Origin of the sequence: Rhizobium sp. CB3171 (assembly GCF_029714265.1) — a bacterium.
Taxonomy (GTDB): Bacteria; Pseudomonadota; Alphaproteobacteria; order Rhizobiales; family Rhizobiaceae; genus Rhizobium.
This window is the reverse complement of the sequence record NZ_CP121652.1, coordinates 1,300,488-1,318,478: the sequence shown is the minus strand read 5'-3', so window position 1 is coordinate 1,318,478 and position 17,991 is coordinate 1,300,488. Positions and strand designations below refer to the sequence as shown.

19 protein-coding genes and 1 tRNA gene are annotated in these 17,991 nt (G+C 59.4%); 6 read left to right on the top strand and 14 right to left on the bottom strand.

Annotated elements, in window-relative coordinates:
- Positions 1–43: 43 nt before the first annotated feature.
- From QA648_RS06555 to pcsA, 6 genes are read right to left on the bottom strand one after another with little or no spacing between them, the layout of a single operon-like run.
- A complete protein-coding gene (locus QA648_RS06555) occupies positions 44–1,120 on the bottom strand; it encodes a BMP family ABC transporter substrate-binding protein (RefSeq protein WP_283050337.1) in 1,077 nt (358 codons plus the stop codon).
- A 49-nt stretch (positions 1,121–1,169) separates the two neighbouring features.
- Positions 1,170–2,090: an ABC transporter permease gene (locus QA648_RS06550; protein ID WP_283051237.1), complete on the bottom strand. Its 921-nt coding sequence runs from the start codon at positions 2,088–2,090 to the stop codon at positions 1,170–1,172.
- Positions 2,091–2,092: 2 nt separating this feature from the next.
- The gene (locus tag QA648_RS06545; RefSeq protein ID WP_283050335.1) at positions 2,093–3,178 is read right to left on the bottom strand and encodes an ABC transporter permease; all 1,086 of its coding nucleotides are present in this window, start codon (positions 3,176–3,178) and stop codon (positions 2,093–2,095) included.
- The gene (locus QA648_RS06540; protein ID WP_283050333.1) at positions 3,168–4,742 is read right to left on the bottom strand and encodes an ABC transporter ATP-binding protein; all 1,575 of its coding nucleotides are present in this window, start codon (positions 4,740–4,742) and stop codon (positions 3,168–3,170) included. The genes QA648_RS06545 and QA648_RS06540 overlap by 11 nt, the downstream gene beginning before the upstream one ends.
- A 40-nt stretch (positions 4,743–4,782) precedes the next feature.
- Positions 4,783–5,766, bottom strand: a complete 984-nt coding sequence (locus QA648_RS06535) for a quinone oxidoreductase (protein ID WP_104823031.1) — start codon at positions 5,764–5,766, stop codon at positions 4,783–4,785.
- A gap of 12 nt (positions 5,767–5,778) precedes the next feature.
- Entirely contained in the window at positions 5,779–6,504 is a 726-nt protein-coding gene (gene pcsA / locus QA648_RS06530; RefSeq protein WP_283050331.1) for a phosphatidylcholine synthase, read from the bottom strand.
- Positions 6,505–6,717: 213 nt separating this feature from the next.
- Between pcsA and QA648_RS06525 the strand changes: the two genes are divergently transcribed.
- Positions 6,718–7,920: a UbiH/UbiF family hydroxylase gene (locus QA648_RS06525; protein WP_283050329.1), complete on the top strand. Its 1,203-nt coding sequence runs from the start codon at positions 6,718–6,720 to the stop codon at positions 7,918–7,920.
- On the opposite strand, the gene QA648_RS06520 is transcribed toward QA648_RS06525, so the two are convergent.
- Both QA648_RS06520 and QA648_RS06515 read right to left on the bottom strand, forming a co-directional pair.
- The gene (locus QA648_RS06520) at positions 7,897–8,859 is read right to left on the bottom strand and encodes an AEC family transporter (protein ID WP_283050328.1); all 963 of its coding nucleotides are present in this window, start codon (positions 8,857–8,859) and stop codon (positions 7,897–7,899) included. The two genes, QA648_RS06525 and QA648_RS06520, sit on opposite strands and share 24 nt — an antisense overlap.
- A 44-nt stretch (positions 8,860–8,903) precedes the next feature.
- Positions 8,904–9,656, bottom strand: a complete 753-nt coding sequence (locus QA648_RS06515) for a cytochrome c biogenesis CcdA family protein (RefSeq protein WP_283050326.1) — start codon at positions 9,654–9,656, stop codon at positions 8,904–8,906.
- A 285-nt stretch (positions 9,657–9,941) separates the two neighbouring features.
- Between QA648_RS06515 and QA648_RS06510 the strand changes: the two genes are divergently transcribed.
- Positions 9,942–10,175: a helix-turn-helix domain-containing protein gene (locus QA648_RS06510; protein ID WP_104823026.1), complete on the top strand. Its 234-nt coding sequence runs from the start codon at positions 9,942–9,944 to the stop codon at positions 10,173–10,175.
- A 94-nt stretch (positions 10,176–10,269) separates the two neighbouring features.
- On the opposite strand, the gene QA648_RS06505 is transcribed toward QA648_RS06510, so the two are convergent.
- Positions 10,270–10,345 (bottom strand) — tRNA-Lys (locus tag QA648_RS06505).
- Between the two features lie 463 nt (positions 10,346–10,808).
- Between QA648_RS06505 and QA648_RS06500 the strand changes: the two genes are divergently transcribed.
- The 4 genes from QA648_RS06500 to QA648_RS06485 all read left to right on the top strand — a co-directional run bounded on the left by QA648_RS06500 (position 10,809) and on the right by QA648_RS06485 (position 12,694).
- A complete protein-coding gene (locus QA648_RS06500) occupies positions 10,809–11,015 on the top strand; it encodes a hypothetical protein (RefSeq protein ID WP_283050324.1) in 207 nt (68 codons plus the stop codon).
- A gap of 136 nt (positions 11,016–11,151) precedes the next feature.
- A complete protein-coding gene (locus QA648_RS06495; protein ID WP_104823023.1) occupies positions 11,152–11,409 on the top strand; it encodes a GlsB/YeaQ/YmgE family stress response membrane protein in 258 nt (85 codons plus the stop codon).
- 172 nt (positions 11,410–11,581) lie between these two features.
- A complete protein-coding gene (locus QA648_RS06490; RefSeq protein ID WP_104823022.1) occupies positions 11,582–11,788 on the top strand; it encodes a hypothetical protein in 207 nt (68 codons plus the stop codon).
- Positions 11,789–12,079: 291 nt separating this feature from the next.
- Positions 12,080–12,694 carry a GntR family transcriptional regulator gene (locus QA648_RS06485; RefSeq protein ID WP_104823021.1) on the top strand — a complete coding sequence of 205 codons (615 nt, stop codon included), beginning with the start codon at positions 12,080–12,082 and terminating at the stop codon, positions 12,692–12,694.
- A 127-nt stretch (positions 12,695–12,821) separates the two neighbouring features.
- On the opposite strand, the gene QA648_RS06480 is transcribed toward QA648_RS06485, so the two are convergent.
- The 5 genes from QA648_RS06480 to cysG all read right to left on the bottom strand — a co-directional run bounded on the left by QA648_RS06480 (position 12,822) and on the right by cysG (position 17,828).
- Positions 12,822–13,634, bottom strand: coding sequence for a ferredoxin--NADP reductase (locus QA648_RS06480; protein WP_283050321.1), 813 nt, complete (start codon positions 13,632–13,634; stop codon positions 12,822–12,824).
- A gap of 230 nt (positions 13,635–13,864) precedes the next feature.
- On the bottom strand, positions 13,865–14,377 hold the full coding sequence (locus QA648_RS06475; RefSeq protein WP_283050319.1) for a DUF934 domain-containing protein: 513 nt from the start codon (positions 14,375–14,377) through the stop codon (positions 13,865–13,867).
- Between the two features lie 10 nt (positions 14,378–14,387).
- Positions 14,388–16,061: a nitrite/sulfite reductase gene (locus tag QA648_RS06470; protein WP_283050317.1), complete on the bottom strand. Its 1,674-nt coding sequence runs from the start codon at positions 16,059–16,061 to the stop codon at positions 14,388–14,390.
- A 7-nt stretch (positions 16,062–16,068) separates the two neighbouring features.
- Positions 16,069–16,383: a DUF2849 domain-containing protein gene (locus QA648_RS06465; protein WP_104823017.1), complete on the bottom strand. Its 315-nt coding sequence runs from the start codon at positions 16,381–16,383 to the stop codon at positions 16,069–16,071.
- Positions 16,365–17,828, bottom strand: coding sequence for a siroheme synthase CysG (cysG, locus tag QA648_RS06460; protein ID WP_283050315.1), 1,464 nt, complete (start codon positions 17,826–17,828; stop codon positions 16,365–16,367). The genes QA648_RS06465 and cysG overlap by 19 nt, the downstream gene beginning before the upstream one ends.
- Positions 17,829–17,991: the final 163 nt, after the last annotated feature.

Below are 17,991 nucleotides of genomic sequence, written 5' to 3'. Positions count from 1 at the left end.
CTTGGACGCCCTTTTCAACTCAAGCGTTTTCCGCCTGATTTTCTTATTTTGAAGCCGGCAGCTTGTCGTCGACGCCTTCGATATAGAAGTTCATGCCGAGCAGCGTACCGTCATCAGCCTTCTCGCCCGCCTTCAGCCAGGGCGTGCCGTCCTGCTTGTTGATCGGGCCGGTGAAGGGCGCGAGTTCGCCGGACTTGATCTTGGCTTCGGTCTCTTCAGCCATCTTCTTCACGTCGTCGGGCATGTTGGTGTACGGCGCCATCTTCAGAATGCCGTCCTTCAGGCCATCCCAGCTCTGTTCGGCCTTCCAGGTGCCGTCAAGCAGCGCATGGACGCGTTTGGAGTAGTAGTTGCCCCAAGTGTCGACGACGGCCGTCAACTGCGCCTTCGGGCCGGAGGCGATCATGTCGGACGCCTGACCGAAGGCATGGATGCCGCGCTCTTCAGCCACCTGCATCGGTGCCGTCGTATCGGTGTGCTGCGTCAAGATATCGACGCCCTGGTCCACCATGGCCTTGGCAGCGTCGGCTTCCTTGCCGGGATCGAACCAGGTGTTGACCCAGACGACCTTGAGCTTGAAGCTCGGATCGACCGAGCGCGCGCCCTGCTCGAAGGAGTTGATGCCCATCACCACTTCCGGGATCGGGAAGGAAGCGATGTAGGCGGCACCGTGATTCTTCGACATCTTGGCAGCGATCTGACCCAGGATGTAGCGGCCTTCATAGAAGCGCGAGTTGTAGGTGGCGAGATTCGGGCCGCTCTTGAAGCCGGTCGCATGCTCGAACTTTACCTTCGGGAACTTCGCGGCGACCTTGACGGTCGCGTCCATGAAGCCGAACGACGTGGAGAAGATCAGCGAGCAGCCGGAGCGGGCAAGGCGTTCGATGGCGCGTTCGGCGTCCGGGCCTTCCGGTACGTTTTCGAGATAAGGCGTATCGATCTTGTTGCCAAACTCCTTCTGGACCTGCTGACGGCCGAGATCGTGCGCCTGCGAATAACCGCCGTCCGTGTGCGAGCCGACATAGACAAAGCAGACCTTGGTCGGAGCCGCTTCGGCCGCAGCGCCGAAGCCGACAATGGCAGCGGCCGTAGTGGCGAGTGCGAGTGCTAGTTTTTTCATGGTTACCCCTGCTGGTTTGATATTTACGAAATCCGTCCGGTTGTTGTTCTTAGCGCTCCGGAACGAAGGCCTTGCCAAGCGACGCTGGCGTGTTGATCAATGTCGCCCGACGATTTTGAGAGATGATGATGAGAACCACAATAGTCGATGCGTAGGGTAGCATCGACAGAAACTGTGAGGGAATGCCGACGCCGAAGCCCTGCGCATGAAACTGCAGGATCGTCACCGCGCCGAAGAGATAGCCGCCGGCCAGGACGCGCATCGGTCGCCACGACGCGAAGACAACAAGGGCCAGCGTCACCCAGCCGCGGCCGGCCGACATGTTCTCAACCCATTGCGGCGTGTAGACCAGCGACAACTGTGCACCAGCGAGCCCGGCACAGGCGCCGCCGAACATGACGGCGAGGTAGCGCGTGCGGATGACGTCGATGCCGAGGGCATGTGCCGAGCCATGACTGTCGCCGATGGCGCGCAGCTTCAGGCCACTCCGGCTGCGGAAGAGGAACCAGTTGACACCGATGAGCAGCGCGATCGACAGATAGAAAGTCAGATCCTGCTTGAACAGCACCGGCCCGACGAGCGGAATATCGGACAAGACCGGGAAGACGATTTCCCGCAACTGCACTCCGGGCACACTGACATAACCTTCCCCGATCATGCCGGAGAGACCGAGGCCAAGGATGGTCAGCGCCAGACCCGTCGCCACCTGATTGGTCACCAGCGTCAGCGTCAGGAAGCCGAACAACAGCGAAAATAGCGTGCCGCCGGCAATGCCGGCGATGAGACCCACATAGGGTGATCCGCTCATCTGTGCGCCGACAAAGGCGGCGACAGCACCGATGATCATCATGCCTTCGACGCCGAGATTGAGCACACCGGAGCGTTCCACCACCAGTTCGCCGAGGCCGGCGATAACAAGCGGCGTCGAGGCCGTGATGATGGTGAGGAGGATCGCTTCAAAGACACTCATACTCACGCCGCACCTCCCCGAACCCGCGACCAGACCAGTCGGATCTTATAGTTGATCAGCGTATCGCAGGAGAGCACGAAGAAAAGCAACAACCCCTGGAAGACGCTCGCCGCCTTGGCGGAGATGCCGGGGGATAATTGCGCCGCCTCGCCGCCGAGATAGGTCAGCGCCAGCACGAAGCCCGAGAGGATCGCGCCGAGCGGATTGAGACGCGCCAGGAAAGCAACGATGATGGCGGTAAAGCCGTAGCCCGGCGATATTGCCGGCTGCAGATGGCCGATCGAACCCGCAACCTCGGAAATGCCGGCAAGGCCTGCCAGCGCGCCGGAGAAGAGGAAGCCGAACCAGACCATTTTCTTGGAGGAAAAGCCGGCGAAGCGGCCTGCTCGTTCCGATTGGCCAAGAACGGTTATCTCAAAGCCCTTCAGCGTGTATTTCATCATGAACCAGGCAAGGATCGCCGCGACGATGGCAAAGGCGATCCCCCAATGCGCCCGACCGGAGTCCGCCCAGATCGCCGGCAGCACCGCCTCCGGCGGAAAATCGATGCTCTGCGGGAAATTATGGCCCTGCGGATCGCGCCAAGGGCCGCGTGAGAGCCAATCCAGGTAGAGCTGCCCGATATAAACGAGCATCAAGCTCGTCAGGATCTCATTGGTGTTGAAATGCGCCTTCAACAACGCCGGAATGGCGGCATAGAGCGCCCCGCCGACGGCGCCGGCGATCAGCATCAACGGCAGGACCATCGGCGAATGCCAATCGGTGAAGACAATCGGAATGTAGGAGCCGGCGACCGCACCGATGGTGAATTGGCCTTCGGCGCCGATGTTCCAGTTGTTGGACCGATAGCAGACGCAAAGGCCGACCGCGATCAGGATCAGCGGCCCCGCCTTGATCGCCAGTTCGTGCAGCGACCAGACTTCCAGCAGAGGTTCAACGAAGAAAGCATCCAGCGCTTCCACAGGGTCCTTGCCGAGGACGGCGAACATGATGGTGCCGGCAATCAGCGCCAGCGCGAGGGCGAGCAGCGGCGACAGGAAGCCGAACAGTTTCGAAGCCTGCGGGCGCCTTTCAAGTTCAATGCGCATGCATGGGCTCCGGATGCGTCTTTGATTCATGCAGGCCGCCCATTAGGAGACCGATCTTTTCCCGTGTCAGCTCGCCCGCCGGATAAGCCGGCGACAGCCGTCCTTCCGAAATGACGGCAATATCGGTGGCCACCTCGAATATTTCGTCGAGATCCTGGCTGATGACCAGCACGGCCGAGCCGTTGCGGGCAAGATCGACCAGCGCCTGACGAATATGGCTTGCGGCACCCGCGTCGACACCCCAGGTCGGCTGATTGACCACCAGCACCGTCGGCTGCCGGTCCAGCTCACGACCGACGATGAACTTTTGCAGGTTACCGCCAGAGAGCGAGCCCGCAGTCGGGTCCTCGCCGCTTTTGCGCACGTCCATGGCTTCGGAAATGCGCTTGGTCGCCTGTTTGACCGCCCCCCGACGGATCACGTGCAGGAAACCACCGCCGAGGAAGGCCCGGCGGTCCGATTTGCTGCGGGCCAGCACGAGATTGTCTGAAAGCTTCAGCCCCGACACCGCCGCATGGCCATGCCGCTCTTCCGGCACGAAACCGGCACCCAGCAGGCGGCGCGTGTTGATACCCTTGGTGCCGACCGCCTGGCCACACACCAGGATCAAATCGTCTGAAGGCACGGTATGTTCGCCGGAAACGACATCGAACAGCTCCCCCTGCCCGTTGCCGGCAACGCCGGCGATCGCCAGGATCTCGCCTGCGCGTACGCGCAGCGAAACATTCTTCAACGACATGGCAAAAGGCGTGCGCGCGGGCACAGAGAGACCGGCGACCTCGAGCTGGATATCGCCCTTCTTGCCAAGGCCTTCATGCTGCACGCTGGCAACATCGCTGCCGACCATCATGCGGGCGAGCGAGCCGGGCGTTTCCTGCCGTGGGTCACAGGCACCGGTTACCTTGCCATGGCGCAGCACCGTAGCGCGGGAGCAGATGCGTTGCACCTCCTCCAGGCGGTGGCTGATATAGAGCACCGAACGGCCTTCGTCCCGGAGCCGGAAGAGCGTTTCGAACAGGCGGTCGGCTTCCTGCGGCGTCAGCACCGAGGTCGGCTCATCGAGGATGATCAGCTTCGGATTCTGCAGCAGCGCACGGACGATTTCGATGCGCTGGCGCTCGCCGACGGAAAGGTCGGCGACGTGAGCATGGGGATCGAGCGGCAGGCCATAGGCTTGCGACAGGCTCGCAGCCTCTTCGGCGATCTTGCCGATCGGGATGCTGTCATCAAGGGAAAGGGCGATATTCTCAGCGACCGTCAGCGCCTCAAACAAGGAGAAATGCTGAAACACCATGCCGATGCCGAGCTTGCGCGCTTCGCCCGGCGAGCCAATCGAGACGAGTTGGTTTTGCCAGGCGATTTCGCCCTCGGTCGGCTCCAAAACGCCGAACAGCATCTTCACCAGAGTGGATTTGCCCGCGCCGTTCTCACCGAGCAGAGCGTGAATCTCGCCGGGCTGAATTTCCAGATCAATTCCATTGCAGGCAGCAAAGCTACCGAACAGCTTAGTCAGTTTGCGAACCGACAATAACGCACCGGTTGCCGGCACATCGAATGACGACACGTTCCCCTCATTTCCTTCCCACTGTCCTGCCCTTTCGGATCTATGGGATCAGCAGCGTAGTTCCACTCGTTTTTCTTGTTTCCAGATCCGTGTGCGCGCGCCCCGCATCGCTCAACGGATAGGTCTGGTTCACATTGATACGCACTTTGCTGCTTTGCACAACAGCAAATAATGCTTTCGCGCTGGCTCTCAGCTCCTCAGGCGTTGCGACATAGGCGAAAAGGCTTGGCCGCGTGGCGAAAAGCGAACCCTTCTGATTGAGGATGGCGAGATTGAAGTTCTCGATCGGGCCGGACGATTGACCGAAGGTCACCCACATGCCGCGCGGCTTCAGGCAATCGAGCGAATGTGGGAACGTGTCCTTGCCGACCGAGTCGTAAACGACGTCGACGCCCTTGCCGCCGGTAATCTCGCGGACACGATCGGCAAAGCTCTCCTTACTGTAATCGATGACGTGGTCATAGCCGTGCGCCAATGCCAGTTCGACCTTTTCCGCAGAACCGGCAGTGCCGATGACGGTGCCGGCTCCGAGAGCCTTGGCCCATTGGCCGGCGATCAAGCCGACGCCACCTGCGGCGGCATGAAACAGCAGCGTCGTCCCGGGGCCGACCTTGAAGGTGCGGTTCAAAAGATATTCGGCCGTCATTCCCTTCAGCATCATCGATGCCGCGGTTTCGAGTGGGATATCGTCAGGCACCTTCACCAGATGGCGGGTTTCTATGTTGCGCTCGATGCTATAGGCGCCGTCGCTGCCGACATAGGCGACACGATCGCCGACGGCGAAATCGGTCACGCCCGGCCCGACTTCCGTGATCGTGCCCGCGGCTTCCTTGCCGAGCGGCAGAGGAAAATAGGGTGCCTTGTAAAGGCCCGAACGGAAATAGACGTCTATGAAATTAAGGCCGATCGCAGCGTGACGGATCTGCACCTCGCCGGCGCCCGGAGACGGCAGATCGACCTCCTCGAACTTCATGACATCAGGACCGCCATTTTCGTGGATGCGAATGGCCTTAGTCTTCTTCATGATGCGCAATCCTCATTGACGCCCGAGGGACGGGAAAAACTGCAGCACGGCGCCGATGCAATAGAGATAGATGCCGCTGACGATAAACAAGACAACAGCCCATTGCGGCATGACGAAATACATCAGCAAAGAGTAAATGCCGAGGGCGGACCAAAGCAGGAATATGCCAAGATTGAGCGGCCGCAGCCGCCTGACGCGCACCGGATGCAAGAAATTGATCGGCAGGAAGGTCAGGACGACGGAGACGCCGACGAGGACCATGGCGGTTGTTGCACTGGCGTCGATGACGAAGAGCGTGAAGACCACCATGTTCCAGACGACCGGGAAACCGGAGAAGAAATATTCCTCCGTCTTCATGCCCATATCGGCATAATAAATGGCGCTGGAGACGACGATCATCCCCGCAGCGACGAAGGACCAGGGCTCGCCGATCATGCCTTTTTCGTAAAGCGCGAAAGCGGGCAGAAGCACATAGGTCACGTAGTCGATGATGTTATCCAGCGTATCGCCGGACCAATTCGGCAACACTTCCTTGACGCTGACCTTGCGGGCGATCGGTCCATCGATGCCATCGACAAGCAGAGCCAGGCCGAGCCACCAGAACATATCGACAAAGCGATGTTCCGCCGCCGCGACAACGCCGAGAAAGGCAAGGAACGAGCCGGATGCCGTCAATATATGTACGGAAAAGGCACGGATTTCCGCGTAAGGCACCCGCTTATAATTGAAGATTTTCATCCGCCCCGTTACTCGCCTGCTTATCTACCTGCCCCGGCAGGCGATTTTTCTTGCTAATATGCACCCTTTGCGCGGCGCTGCCAGCGCAAAAGCGTCCTTGTACCTCAGGCTAGCGCGAGTTCTTGTCATTTTCACCCGCTGCGATGTTTCATCCCATGGATTTCAACAGGCTAAGCGTCTATTTTCAGAAAGAAAGATAATTGAGGCATCGATATGAAGCAGGTTGAAGTGGCCGTCATCGGCGGCGGTCTGGCGGGCATGATCGCGGCGATCGCCTTGGCGCGCGGCGGGCGGGCCGTTGCTCTCGTGGCCCAGCCGCATAATAAGGCCGACCGGCGGACTACGGCGCTGATGGATCAATCGATTCGCTTCCTGGAGCGGCTGGCGCTGTGGGACAGGATTGCGCCTTCGACCGCACCCCTGACCACCATGCAGATCATCGACGGCACGACGCGATTGCTGCGTGCGCCGACCGTCGCCTTTCGCGCCTCCGAAATCGGCCTCGAAGCCTTCGGTTATAATATACCGAACGCCGCGCTGCTCAGTGCGCTCAGCGACGCCGTAAAAGTGGAGGGCAACATCACGCTTATCGAGACGGCGGCCTCCGAGGTGACTGTCCGCGATGATGGCGTCACCGTCACCCTCGAAGACGGCGAAACGCTCGACACTGCCTTTGTCGTCGGTGCGGATGGGCGCAATTCGATGGTGCGGGAAACGGTCGGGATCAAGGTCAAGACCTGGTCCTACCCGCAATCGGCCATGGTGCTGAACTTTGCGCATTCGCTGCCGCATCAGAACATCTCGACGGAGTTCCACACAGAAAGCGGGCCGTTCACCCAGGTCCCCCTGCCCGGCAATCGCTCCAGCCTCGTCTGGGTACAAAAGCCGGCGGAAGCCGCTGCCAATGCCGAAAAATCGCTGGAAGATCTCGGCCGCCTGATCGAGGACCGCATGCAATCGATGCTCGGCAAGGTTACGGTCGAGGACAGCGTGCAGGTTTGGCCGCTCTCCGGCATGACGGCCTATCGCTTCGGCAAGGGCCGCACCGCGCTGATCGGCGAAGCCGCGCATGTTTTCCCGCCGATCGGCGCCCAGGGGCTGAACCTCAGCCTGCGCGATATCCTGACGCTCGTCGAAATTCTGGCAAGCCCCACCGGACAGCCGATTTCGGCATCCGCCGGCGACAGTTTCGACCGCCGCCGCCGCGTCGATATCATCAGCCGTACGGCGAGCGTCGATCTCTTGAACCGCTCCCTGCTTTCGGATTTCCTCCCCGTCCAGATGTTGCGAGCCGCAGGACTGCACGTCCTTTCTGCCATTCCGCCGCTACGCAACATCGTCATGCGCGAAGGCATCGAGCCGGGCGGTGGCTTACGCGGCTTTCCGTCGATGTTACGGGAAAAGCTGCGCCGGTAGGGCACCGGACTTGATCAAATAAAGCACCAGCGAGACCGTCGCGACTGAACAAGCGGTGGTGATGAGGATCGTCGCGGAGGCCCGCTCCTGCCAGACGCCATATTGTTGGCCGATGACGAATACATTCGTCGCCGTTGGCAGGGCGGCGAGCAATACCGCTGATTCGATCCAGATCGGATCGAAGCCGCCGACTGCCTGCAGCGCGACATAAACGACCAGCGGATGCAGAATGAGCTTGGCCGGAACGATGTAGCCGATCTCGGTCGGGACACGCTTCAGCGGCCGCAGCGCCAACGTCACGCCCATGGCGAACAATGCGCAGGGTGCGGCAGCTTGCGCCAGATAGTCGACAAAGTGTTGGAAGGCGACCGGCTGCTGCACCGAAAAAGCAGCGGCGACGAAGCCGAGCGCGGTCGACACAATGAAGGGGTGCAGCAGCACTCTTCTGGCAATGTCGGCGACAAGCCGTCCGGACGATCGCTTGTCGCCGCCCTCGATCGCCATCAGCGCCGGCGCGACGATGAAATGCAGCGCATTTTCAAAGCAGACAATCAGGGCGACAGGAACGGCGGCCTTTTCGCCGAGCGCCAGCAGCGCCAAACCCGGCCCCATATAGCCGATGTTGCCGTAAGCGCCGGCGAAAGCCTGGATCGTGCTATCGGCCAGCGAATTGCGGCGCAGAAAGCATCCGACCAGGAACACTAGCAAAAAGATCAGATAGGTCGCCGCAATATCTGTGACGATGAAATCGGCGCGCGTCAATTGTTCGATCGGCGTTTGCGAGACGAGCTTGAAAAACAAGGCTGGCAGCGCCGCATAGATGATGAAGGTATTAAGCCAGCCAAGCGCCTCGGCCGACTGTTTCGTGATACGCGCGGCAATGTAACCGACCACGATCAGGCCGAAGAATGGCAGCAACAGACCGACAATGTCAGCCATCGGGCATATCCCATTTTGGGTGATTGGAAAGGGACCGGTGTTGCTTAGCCGATTTGCGTCAGGATTGGAAAGGTCTGCTGAAACCAGATCGCCATGTCGCTGACATAGCCGAATATGAACGCCAGACCGGTGAGCACCAGAAGCCCGCCCATGACCTTCTCCACCGTGCCGAGATGGCGGCGGAAGCGAACAAGGAAGGTCATGAAGGCACCGGAAAAACCGGCAGCGATCCAGAAGGGGATAGCAAGGCCGAGCGAATAGATGGCGAGCAGCCCCGCGCCCGCGCCGATCGTCTCACGCGAAGCCGCAACGCCGAGAATCGCGCCCAGCACCGGACCGATGCAGGGCGTCCAGCCGAAGGCGAAGGCAAGACCCATGATATAGGCGCCTGTCAGCGTCGCCGGTTTGCCGCCGCCCTGGAAACGCGCCTCGCGGGCGAGAATGCCGAGCCGGAAAACGCCGAGGAAATTCAGGCCCATGACGACGATGATCAGGCCGCCTATTTTCGCTAGGATATCGAGATGCTGGCGCAGCAGAATGCCGATCGAGGACGCGCCGGCGCCAAGCGCAATGAACACGGTCGCAAAGCCGAGCGTGAAGAACAGCGCCGAAAACAGGACATTGCCGCGAACGCTTGGCCCGGCCGCGACGGCCGCTCCGCCACCGCGAAATTGCTCGACGGAAATGCCGGCCATATAGCAGAGATAAGGCGGCACCAGCGGCAGCACGCAGGGCGAAAGAAACGAAAGCGCTCCGGCGAGCAAGGCGCTCAGAAGCGAGATATCGGCAAGCGACACGATAGACTCCGGCTATGTCATTCAGCCGTCTTACTAGCGTTGCGAGAGCCGGAAGGCCAATCACCTTTTCGAGGGGCGCGCGAGCGATGCCATTTCATTGATCCTCGGATGAAAAATCGGCCAGGAGGATCCCGCCTGAACCATGGCACTGTACAGCGGCATATACGGATGGCGGAAGCAGTTCACCAATTAGTGCCTTTTTCACATACTGCTAATATCCGAATTTACCTCGCTCGACATGGGCACCATTGTTCCTAATCGTCCCACGACTGCGAGGAGCGTGTTATGGCGTCTGTTGATATGCAGCATTTCGAAGCCTTAGGGATCGAAAATAGCGGTTCCCTTGGCATGATTCCGGTACACGATTCGTCTGCCGGTGCGATGAGGCATAAAGCCGAGTGCGTGTTGCGGCTAAAAGCCGAAGGAAAGTCGATGGATTGCATCGCCCGCGAGGCCGGCGTCAGTCGATCGACCGTGACCAGAATCATGCGTTATGTGGAGCGCGCATCCGCCGGATAATAAGCCGGCCACGGACCAAGTTGCGATTCTTCGGCGCAGCGAATCATATGTCCTGCCGTGCCCACACCTTAAGCTGCTAATTTTACTGAGTTTTTGGTGAGAGCGATGGGATTCGAACCCATGACCTACTGATTAAAAGTCAGTTGCTCTACCGGCTGAGCTACGCTCTCCCCGTCCGCGGATGATTGCACCCCGGCTGGAAGTGCGCGGAACATATGCAGACGCCCTATTGCGGTCAACCCATAAAATCGCGGTTACGACGACGTACAACGCTTTTCCGCATGTCGAAGTGGTGAAAGCTGCCTGTCTCGATGCGCAAATCGGGAAGATCAGCATTGGACGCCGCGTCTTTCTTCGCGAAAAAAGCAAGGATTGGTCGTTTTGATGATAAGAAACCGCAGAATTCCTCAATTTAAGGATTATCTTATAGGTTATACCTGCCTTTTCGGGAGATTTGCCGCACACCTTTAGAGTGGCAACTACGCTTTTCTCATTCAAATGACTGACTCGGCAATCACCGCCTCAGAATGTTACCACGGTATGATAGGATGATTTTTTTGAATGCTTGACGCCTGAATTCTTGAGACATCAGTTCAGAATCAGGTTGAGGCCGGCACTGGGTCGGGGACGCCAATGAAGCAGAAATCCGAACTCGATAAATGGTGCAAGGCACAGGAGCAATTTCTGCGTTTCCATCTGCACTGTTTGAAGCAGGGCCGCATTCGCGTACACGCCGTCGAAAACAACCGGTTCATCGACACGACCGATGAAGTCGCCGAGGAGCTGAGAAAACAGCTTGCCGATCTCAGAGCTTGCTTCGCCACGTCGGAACAACGGTAACATTCTTCCTTAATAACCGGGATCTGCACGCCAGCGACTCTGATCGCAACCCAGACGCAATTGTTTGCGGCCCGAATCGCTTTTGGTGTATATCGAAATTTATTGGCAACCCGCCGATTCCCTCAGGAGGATTTCTATGGAAGACGCACACGTCGGTTGGATCGCAGCAATCATCATTGGCGGCTTCGCAGGCTGGCTCGCCGAAAAGCTCATGGAAAGCAACATGGGTCTTATCATGAACATCATCCTCGGCATTGTCGGGGCGATTGTTGCTAGCTGGCTCCTGGGGATTCTGCACATCGCATTGCCGTTCAACGCATGGATCAACTATCTGATCACCGGCTTCATAGGCGCCTGCATCCTGATTTTCGTTGGTCGGTTGATCAGACGATAGGCGCCCGCTCAACGAGCAAAGTCCGTCAGGACAGAGATGGTCAAGGGGAAGACGGGGATATCTCGCCTTCCCTTTTTTATTGTATTTATGTGACATTTTGGCTTTCACAACCCTTTTCAACCTCGCCCGCAGCCCTAGCTTTTGTTGGTAGACGGAAGAGGAGGTTGGAAGCATGACCCAAAGCGCCAATCAGACGCCGGGCCGGAAGGTAATACGCGGTCGCCCCTACAGCATCGCCGAATTCGCACGAAAGTATCGCCTCGACGACAAGGAAGCCAAGCGGCTCTTCGACAAGTTCGGACCATCTGCTACGGAACTGGATTTGCTGATGGCTGCCAAGCGGAAGCCGCCCAGCCTTTCTTCCGCAATCGGCTATTGATCCCCTATCACGGCTAGAGAATGCCGGGCTCTCTCGCCCGGCCTTTTGACCGGTTGATTCCACCAAATCAGAACTTCGACAGGTCCGGCAAGCTCGCCAGCACCTTTCCGATACGGGAAAGACTTTGCTGTGGGTTTCGCCCGACGACGGCAGGCATTCCACGTGAGCGCGATCGTTCGATCGGAGTGCAAATAGGCTACGCCTGCATCGTCCTTTCCTGATATATCACAGTCGCTTGCCATCGCGGCAACGACATGCCAACTTTTGATATATCAATGGAATCATCCGGGAATGCAGAATTCGCAAAGCCACCGCGCCTATCTCGCCCTCGAGCATCGGATCGTTACGCTGGCGCTGAAACCGGGTGCACTGGTCACGGAAAAGCAACTGATCGAATTGGCCGGCCACGGGCGCACGCCGGTGCGCGAGGCTATCCAGAAGCTGGCATGGCAAGGGCTGATCCATGTACGGCCGCGCGTGGGATTGCAGATCGCGGAGATTCGGCTGGCAGACCATATGCATGTCATGCAGGTCAGGCGCGAACTCGAACCGATCGCCGCGTCGCTGGTCGCCAGCCATGCCACTGAGGAACAGCGGGAACAACTGCTCGAATGCGCTCGGCTGATGACCGAGTGCGCCGCAACGCGCGATCTGCCGGGCTTCTTTGCCGCCGACAAGACGTTTGATGAAATTCTCGAGGATGCCTGTCCGAACGGCTTCATCACGGCCGCACTTGGGCCAGTGCAGACCCATTCACGTCGGCTCTGGTATTCGACCGCGACGCCTGACGGCATGGACCGCTCGATCGCATTGCATGTCAGCGTCATCAGGGCGATCCATGGGGGCAACAGCGAAGATGCCCGCAAGACGATGGCGGCTCTGATCGATTATCTCAGCGACAGATGAAAAAGGCGGCCTCGCTGTCGAGACCGCCTTGCCTATTCCGATATCCGAAGGTTCAGAGAGTGGTTCAGCCTTTCATGGGAACGCAGAACCGCTTTATCTTTTTTGCAATCCCGGATGGAAAACTGCTTTAACCGACGAAGGCGCGTTCGATCACGAATTCAGCCGGCTTGCTGTTGGCGCCCTCGCTAAGACCTGCCTTCTCAAGCAGATCCTTGGTATCCTTCAGCATGGCGGAAGAGCCGCAGATCATGCCGCGGTCGATCGCGGGATCCAATGCGGGAACGCCGAGATCGGTGAAAAGCTTGCCGTTTTCGATGAGATCGGTAATGCGGCCCTTGAAGGGAAACTCTTCGCGGGTGACGGTCGCATAATGGCGCAGCTTGTCGCCGACGACTTCACTCAGGATTTCATCGTTGCAAATTTCCTCGACGAGGTCGAAGCCGTATTTCAGCTCGGCCACATCACGGGTCGTATGGGTGAGGATCACTTCCTCGAACTTCTCGTAGGTCTCAGGGTCGCGGATCAGGCTGGCGAAGGGCGCGATGCCGGTGCCGGTCGAGAACATATAGAGCCTTCTGCCAGGGGTCAGCGCGTCGAGCACGAGCGTACCCGTCGGCTTCTTGCGCATCAGCACCTCGTCGCCCGGCTTGATGTTCTGCAGATGCGAGGTCAGCGGACCGTCCGGAACCTTGATCGAGAAGAATTCAAGCTCGTCGGCCCAGGCGGGGCTCGCGATCGAATAGGCGCGATAAAGCGGCTTGCCGTCGACCATGAGGCCAATCATCGCAAATTCGCCCGAGCGGAAGCGGAAGCCCTGCGGCCGGGTCATCGTAAAGCGAAAGAGCCGGTCGGTATAATGTGTCACGCTCAGTACCTTCTCGGCAAAGACGCCGGCGGGCACTGCGGAAACAAACTCTTCGGTCTTGGCAGGGGCGTTCATTCGGTATCGGATCCCGTATTCGTCGTACACGTCATTCTTGGCAGGCTGCGTTTTGCGAGGCTGATATTATAATATAGCCCCGATTTAAAGGCATTCTATTCCATCCCACGGCGCCGGCATAAAATATGCGTGTTCCGGTCAGGATTCACGCATCATGTGAGCCGTATATACCAAGAATGCGGCAATCCGATGTATTTCGCATTGCCGGCATCCCTGGGCTAGAAGCCGAATTAGGCCGTTTTAGCCGCCTTACGGCGCCAACTAAAGGCTTGGCCATCTTCGGCTTGCCGGGCGGTCGGCTGATAGTGATGCGGAATGCCCGGAAGGCGCTGCTCCGAAAGCCTCTTCAGCGCCGTCTCGTTGGTAACCGCAAAACTGTCGATACCGACACGCAGCATCAACGGAATCTGGTCGATCAGCACATCGCCGACCGCACGCAGCTCATTGGCATAACCAAGGCGCTGACGCAGCAGCGAAGCATGGCTGAAGGCGCGGCCATCGTTGAAAGCCGGAAACGCTACGGCAACGATCTCCAAGCGAGAGAGATAGGGCTCCAGCCGCGTCACATCGTCAGCCGGCTTGATCAATACGCCGAGGCCGACATCGTTGCTTTCCTCGGCCTTGGCAATCAGGGCATCGAGGCCAAGCAGAGGCTTCTGCTCTTCGGTCGCCTTCAGCTCATCGGTCTCGATGATCCAGGGATCGTTTGTGACAAAACCGGTTTCCCGCCAAATCTTCGTCATGGCCATCTCCTTACGCCGCTTCAGCCGCAGCCGAGCCGTAGAGCGCGTCCTTGAAAGGCTGCGGTCCGACGCGGCGATAGGCGGCGAGGAAGGTTTCGGAGGGTTCCAGGCGCAGGCCGAGATAAGTATCAACGATCGTCTCGATCGCGTCGGTCACCTTGTCCGGCTCAAAGCCGCGGCCGATGATCTCACCGATCGAGGTATGCTCGTCGCCGGAACCGCCAAGCGTGATCTGATAGAGTTCCGCACCCTTCTTCTCGACGCCGAGCAGGCCGATATGGCCGACATGGTGGTGACCGCAGGCGTTGATGCAGCCAGAAATCTTGATCTTCAGCTCACCGATTTCGGCCTGACGCTCGGGCGAACCGAAGCGCTTGGAGATTTCCTGCGCGACCGGGATCGAACGGGCATTGGCGAGAGCGCAATAATCCAGCCCCGGACAGGCGATAATATCCGTGATCAGACCGGCATTAGCCGTTTCGAGACCGGCGGCGACCAGACCGCGATAGACGGCCTCGAGATCGGCCAGCGCCACATGCGGCAGGATCAGATTCTGCTCATGGCTGACGCGGATTTCGTCGAAAGCATATTCTTCGGCGATGTCGGCGACCACGTCCATCTGCGCATCCGAAGCATCGCCCGGAATACCGCCGATCGGCTTCAGCGAGATCGTCACCATGCCATAATCGGGGTTCTTGTGCGGCTGCACATTCTGCTGCACCCAGCGGGCAAAGTCCGGATCGGCTTTTTTCCAGCGGGCAAGGTTTTCCCAGCCTTCGGCACGCTCGGGCAGAGCCGGCGGCGCGAAATAGGTAGTGATCGCCTGAACGTCCGCTTCGGGAAGCTTCAGTTCCGTGTCCTTCAGCTTCGCAAACTCGGCCTCGACCTGGCGGGTCAATTCCTCAGCCCCGGTTTCGTGCACGAGAATCTTGATGCGGGCCTTGTATTTGTTGTCGCGGCGGCCGTGCAGATTGTACACGCGCACGATGGCGGTCGTGTAGGACAGCAGGTCTTCTTCCGGCAGGAAGTCGCGGATCAGCTTGGCGACCATCGGCGTACGGCCCTGCCCGCCACCGACGTAGACGGCAAAGCCGATTTCGCCCTTGTCGTTCTTCTTCAGATGCAGGCCGATGTCGTGCACCTGGATCGCGGCGCGGTCGCGCTCGGCGCCGGTGACGGCAATCTTGAACTTGCGCGGCAGGAAGGAGAACTCCGGGTGGACCGAGGACCACTGCCGCAGGATTTCCGCATAGGGACGCGGGTCGGCGACTTCGTCAGCGGCAGCACCGGCAAAATGGTCGGCCGTGACATTGCGAATGCAATTGCCCGACGTCTGGATGGCGTGCATCTCGACGGAAGCGAGGTCGGCAAGCACATCGGGTATATCGGACAGCTTCGGCCAGTTGAATTGCAGGTTCTGGCGGGTAGTGAAATGGCCATAACCGCGGTCATAGGTGCGCCCGATATGGGCGAGCATACGCATCTGGCGTGAGCTCAGCGTGCCATAGGGAACGGCGATGCGCAGCATGTAGGCATGGAGCTGCAGATAGACGCCATTCATCAGGCGCAGCGGCTTGAACGCATCTTCCGAGAGTTCACCCGAAAGGCGCCGCTGCACTTGATCGCGGAACTGCGCAACCCGTTCCGCAACAAAGGCGTGGTCAAATTCGTCGTAACGATACATGATTTCCTCAGACTGCAATAAATTCCGGATCGGCCGCGGCATAGCCCGGCGCGTATTCCATAGTGGGACCTTCGGCGCGGATGCGCTCGCGCAGGCGCAGCGGCCAGAGCTTGCCGCCGGTTTCCTGGATCTCGATCAGAGCGACATCGACAACCTTGTTGTCGGCATAGGCCTGCTTGCCGATCGCCTCGAGCGCGGCTTCCGCCTCGGCATGACGAGCGACCAGCGCCCCTTGCAGCGAGGTTGCCCACTCACCATTGGCATTCCACCAGACGGCAATGCCATCGGTCAGCCGGTTTGCGGTCAGAACCTTGTCGACCATGGATCAGCTCCTTGCAAATTCTTGAGCAGCGTCTCCTGACGGACCAGCGACTCGGACTGTTCGAAATTGGCGCCGGCGACGGCATCGCCGATGATGACCATGACCGGACCGCTCAGCTCATCGCGATGCTCCAGGTCCGGCAAATCTTTCAGTGTGCCGTGCATCAGGCGCCGGTCGCGGCGGCTGGCGTTCTCGATGACGGCAACAGTGGTCTCAGGCGGAAGCCCGGCGTCCATCAGGCGGCCAGCAACGGATGCGGCGACCGTACGGCCCATATAGACGGCGATGGTCGCGCCGGATACGGCGAGGCTTGCCCAATCCGGCAGCACGTCGCCGGTCAGGTCGTGACCAGTGGTGAAGACCAGCGATGAAGCGACGCCGCGCAGTGTCAACGGCAGCTCGAAATCGGCAGCCGCAGCAAAGGCCGAGGTGATGCCCGGAACGATCTCATAGGTAACGCCAGCGGCACGCAGGGCAGCCATCTCTTCGCCCGCCCGGCCATAGACCAGCGGATCGCCGGATTTCAGCCGCACAACGCGCTTGCCGTCGCGGCCAAGCTGCACCAGCAGATCGTTGATCTCTTCCTGGGATTTGGTATGGCAGCCCTTGCGCTTGCCGACGGAAAGACGCTCAGCGTCCCGGCGGCCCATATCAACAATGGCCTGCGGGACGAGCGCGTCATAGACGATGACATCAGCTTCCATCATCACGCGCTGGGCGCGCAGGGTCAGCAGATCTTCGGCGCCAGGACCGGCGCCAACCAGCCACACATGGCCCTCGACCTTATGCATCGAGTGCAGCAAACTGTCGGCTGCGCGTTCGGCCTGCAGCAAATGGCCGGCACTGACAGCATCGGCGACCGGACCGGAAAAGAAGCGGCGCCAGAAGACGCGGCGAGCGACGCCGCGCGGCACGAGACGATCGACGGATTTGCGATAGCTCGTCGCCAGTTCAGCGAGCTTGCCGAGCGAGGGCGAGAGTATCTGATCGATCTGCGCGCGGATCATCTGCGCCAGCACGGGGCCGGCGCCTTCGGTACCGATCGCAACGGCCACAGGGGCACGATTGACCAGCGCCGGGGTGTAAAAATCGCAATAGTCCGGCTGATCGACGGCGTTCGCCGGAATTCTTTCGGCGCGGGCGGCATCAACAATAGCGCGATCGGCTTCGGCATCGCCAGTGGCGGCGAACACGAGGGCAGCGCCCTGGACCTGATCCGGCGAAAAGGCTGCACGCACCGTCTCGATGCGGTTGGCAATCAGGAAGGAGTGATAATCGGCCTCCGGCGTCTGCGTATAGGCGACGATCTTCGCCTGCGTGTTCATCAGCAACCGCGTCTTGGCAAAGGCTTCATCACCATTGCCGAAGACAGCCGCGATCCTTCCTTCCACGCGAAAGAAGGCGGGAAACACCGAAAGCTGTTGAGTCCTGGGAGGCATTATCATTCCACTTCGAGATTGCCCGAATATCACCTTACCGGCCAGGAGATTGAAGAAACAGAAATTCTAATGCTCCGCCGAGTCCGTATTCTTTTGCTCGACATCTGTCCGATTTGAGCAAAACTCACCAGTCAGTCAGAATAGCATAAATACAGGAAATCCATAGACT

Bases quoted from the DNA above. Each gene is read 5' to 3' on its own strand.
- QA648_RS06555 (WP_283050337.1), bottom strand. From the start codon at position 1,120: ATGAAAAAACTAGCACTCGCACTCGCCACTACGGCCGCTGCCATTGTC.
- QA648_RS06550 (WP_283051237.1), bottom strand. From the start codon at position 2,090: ATGAGTGTCTTTGAAGCGATCCTCCTCACCATCATCACGGCCTCGACG.
- QA648_RS06545 (WP_283050335.1), bottom strand. From the start codon at position 3,178: ATGCGCATTGAACTTGAAAGGCGCCCGCAGGCTTCGAAACTGTTCGGC.
- QA648_RS06535 (WP_104823031.1), bottom strand. From the start codon at position 5,766: ATGAAGAAGACTAAGGCCATTCGCATCCACGAAAATGGCGGTCCTGAT.
- pcsA (WP_283050331.1), bottom strand. From the start codon at position 6,504: ATGAAAATCTTCAATTATAAGCGGGTGCCTTACGCGGAAATCCGTGCC.
- QA648_RS06525 (WP_283050329.1), top strand. From the start codon at position 6,718: ATGAAGCAGGTTGAAGTGGCCGTCATCGGCGGCGGTCTGGCGGGCATG.
- QA648_RS06520 (WP_283050328.1), bottom strand. From the start codon at position 8,859: ATGGCTGACATTGTCGGTCTGTTGCTGCCATTCTTCGGCCTGATCGTG.
- QA648_RS06510 (WP_104823026.1), top strand. From the start codon at position 9,942: ATGGCGTCTGTTGATATGCAGCATTTCGAAGCCTTAGGGATCGAAAAT.
- QA648_RS06500 (WP_283050324.1), top strand. From the start codon at position 10,809: ATGAAGCAGAAATCCGAACTCGATAAATGGTGCAAGGCACAGGAGCAA.
- QA648_RS06495 (WP_104823023.1), top strand. From the start codon at position 11,152: ATGGAAGACGCACACGTCGGTTGGATCGCAGCAATCATCATTGGCGGC.
- QA648_RS06490 (WP_104823022.1), top strand. From the start codon at position 11,582: ATGACCCAAAGCGCCAATCAGACGCCGGGCCGGAAGGTAATACGCGGT.
- QA648_RS06485 (WP_104823021.1), top strand. From the start codon at position 12,080: ATGCAGAATTCGCAAAGCCACCGCGCCTATCTCGCCCTCGAGCATCGG.
- QA648_RS06480 (WP_283050321.1), bottom strand. From the start codon at position 13,634: ATGAACGCCCCTGCCAAGACCGAAGAGTTTGTTTCCGCAGTGCCCGCC.
- QA648_RS06475 (WP_283050319.1), bottom strand. From the start codon at position 14,377: ATGACGAAGATTTGGCGGGAAACCGGTTTTGTCACAAACGATCCCTGG.
- QA648_RS06470 (WP_283050317.1), bottom strand. From the start codon at position 16,061: ATGTATCGTTACGACGAATTTGACCACGCCTTTGTTGCGGAACGGGTT.
- QA648_RS06465 (WP_104823017.1), bottom strand. From the start codon at position 16,383: ATGGTCGACAAGGTTCTGACCGCAAACCGGCTGACCGATGGCATTGCC.
- cysG (WP_283050315.1), bottom strand. From the start codon at position 17,828: ATGATAATGCCTCCCAGGACTCAACAGCTTTCGGTGTTTCCCGCCTTC.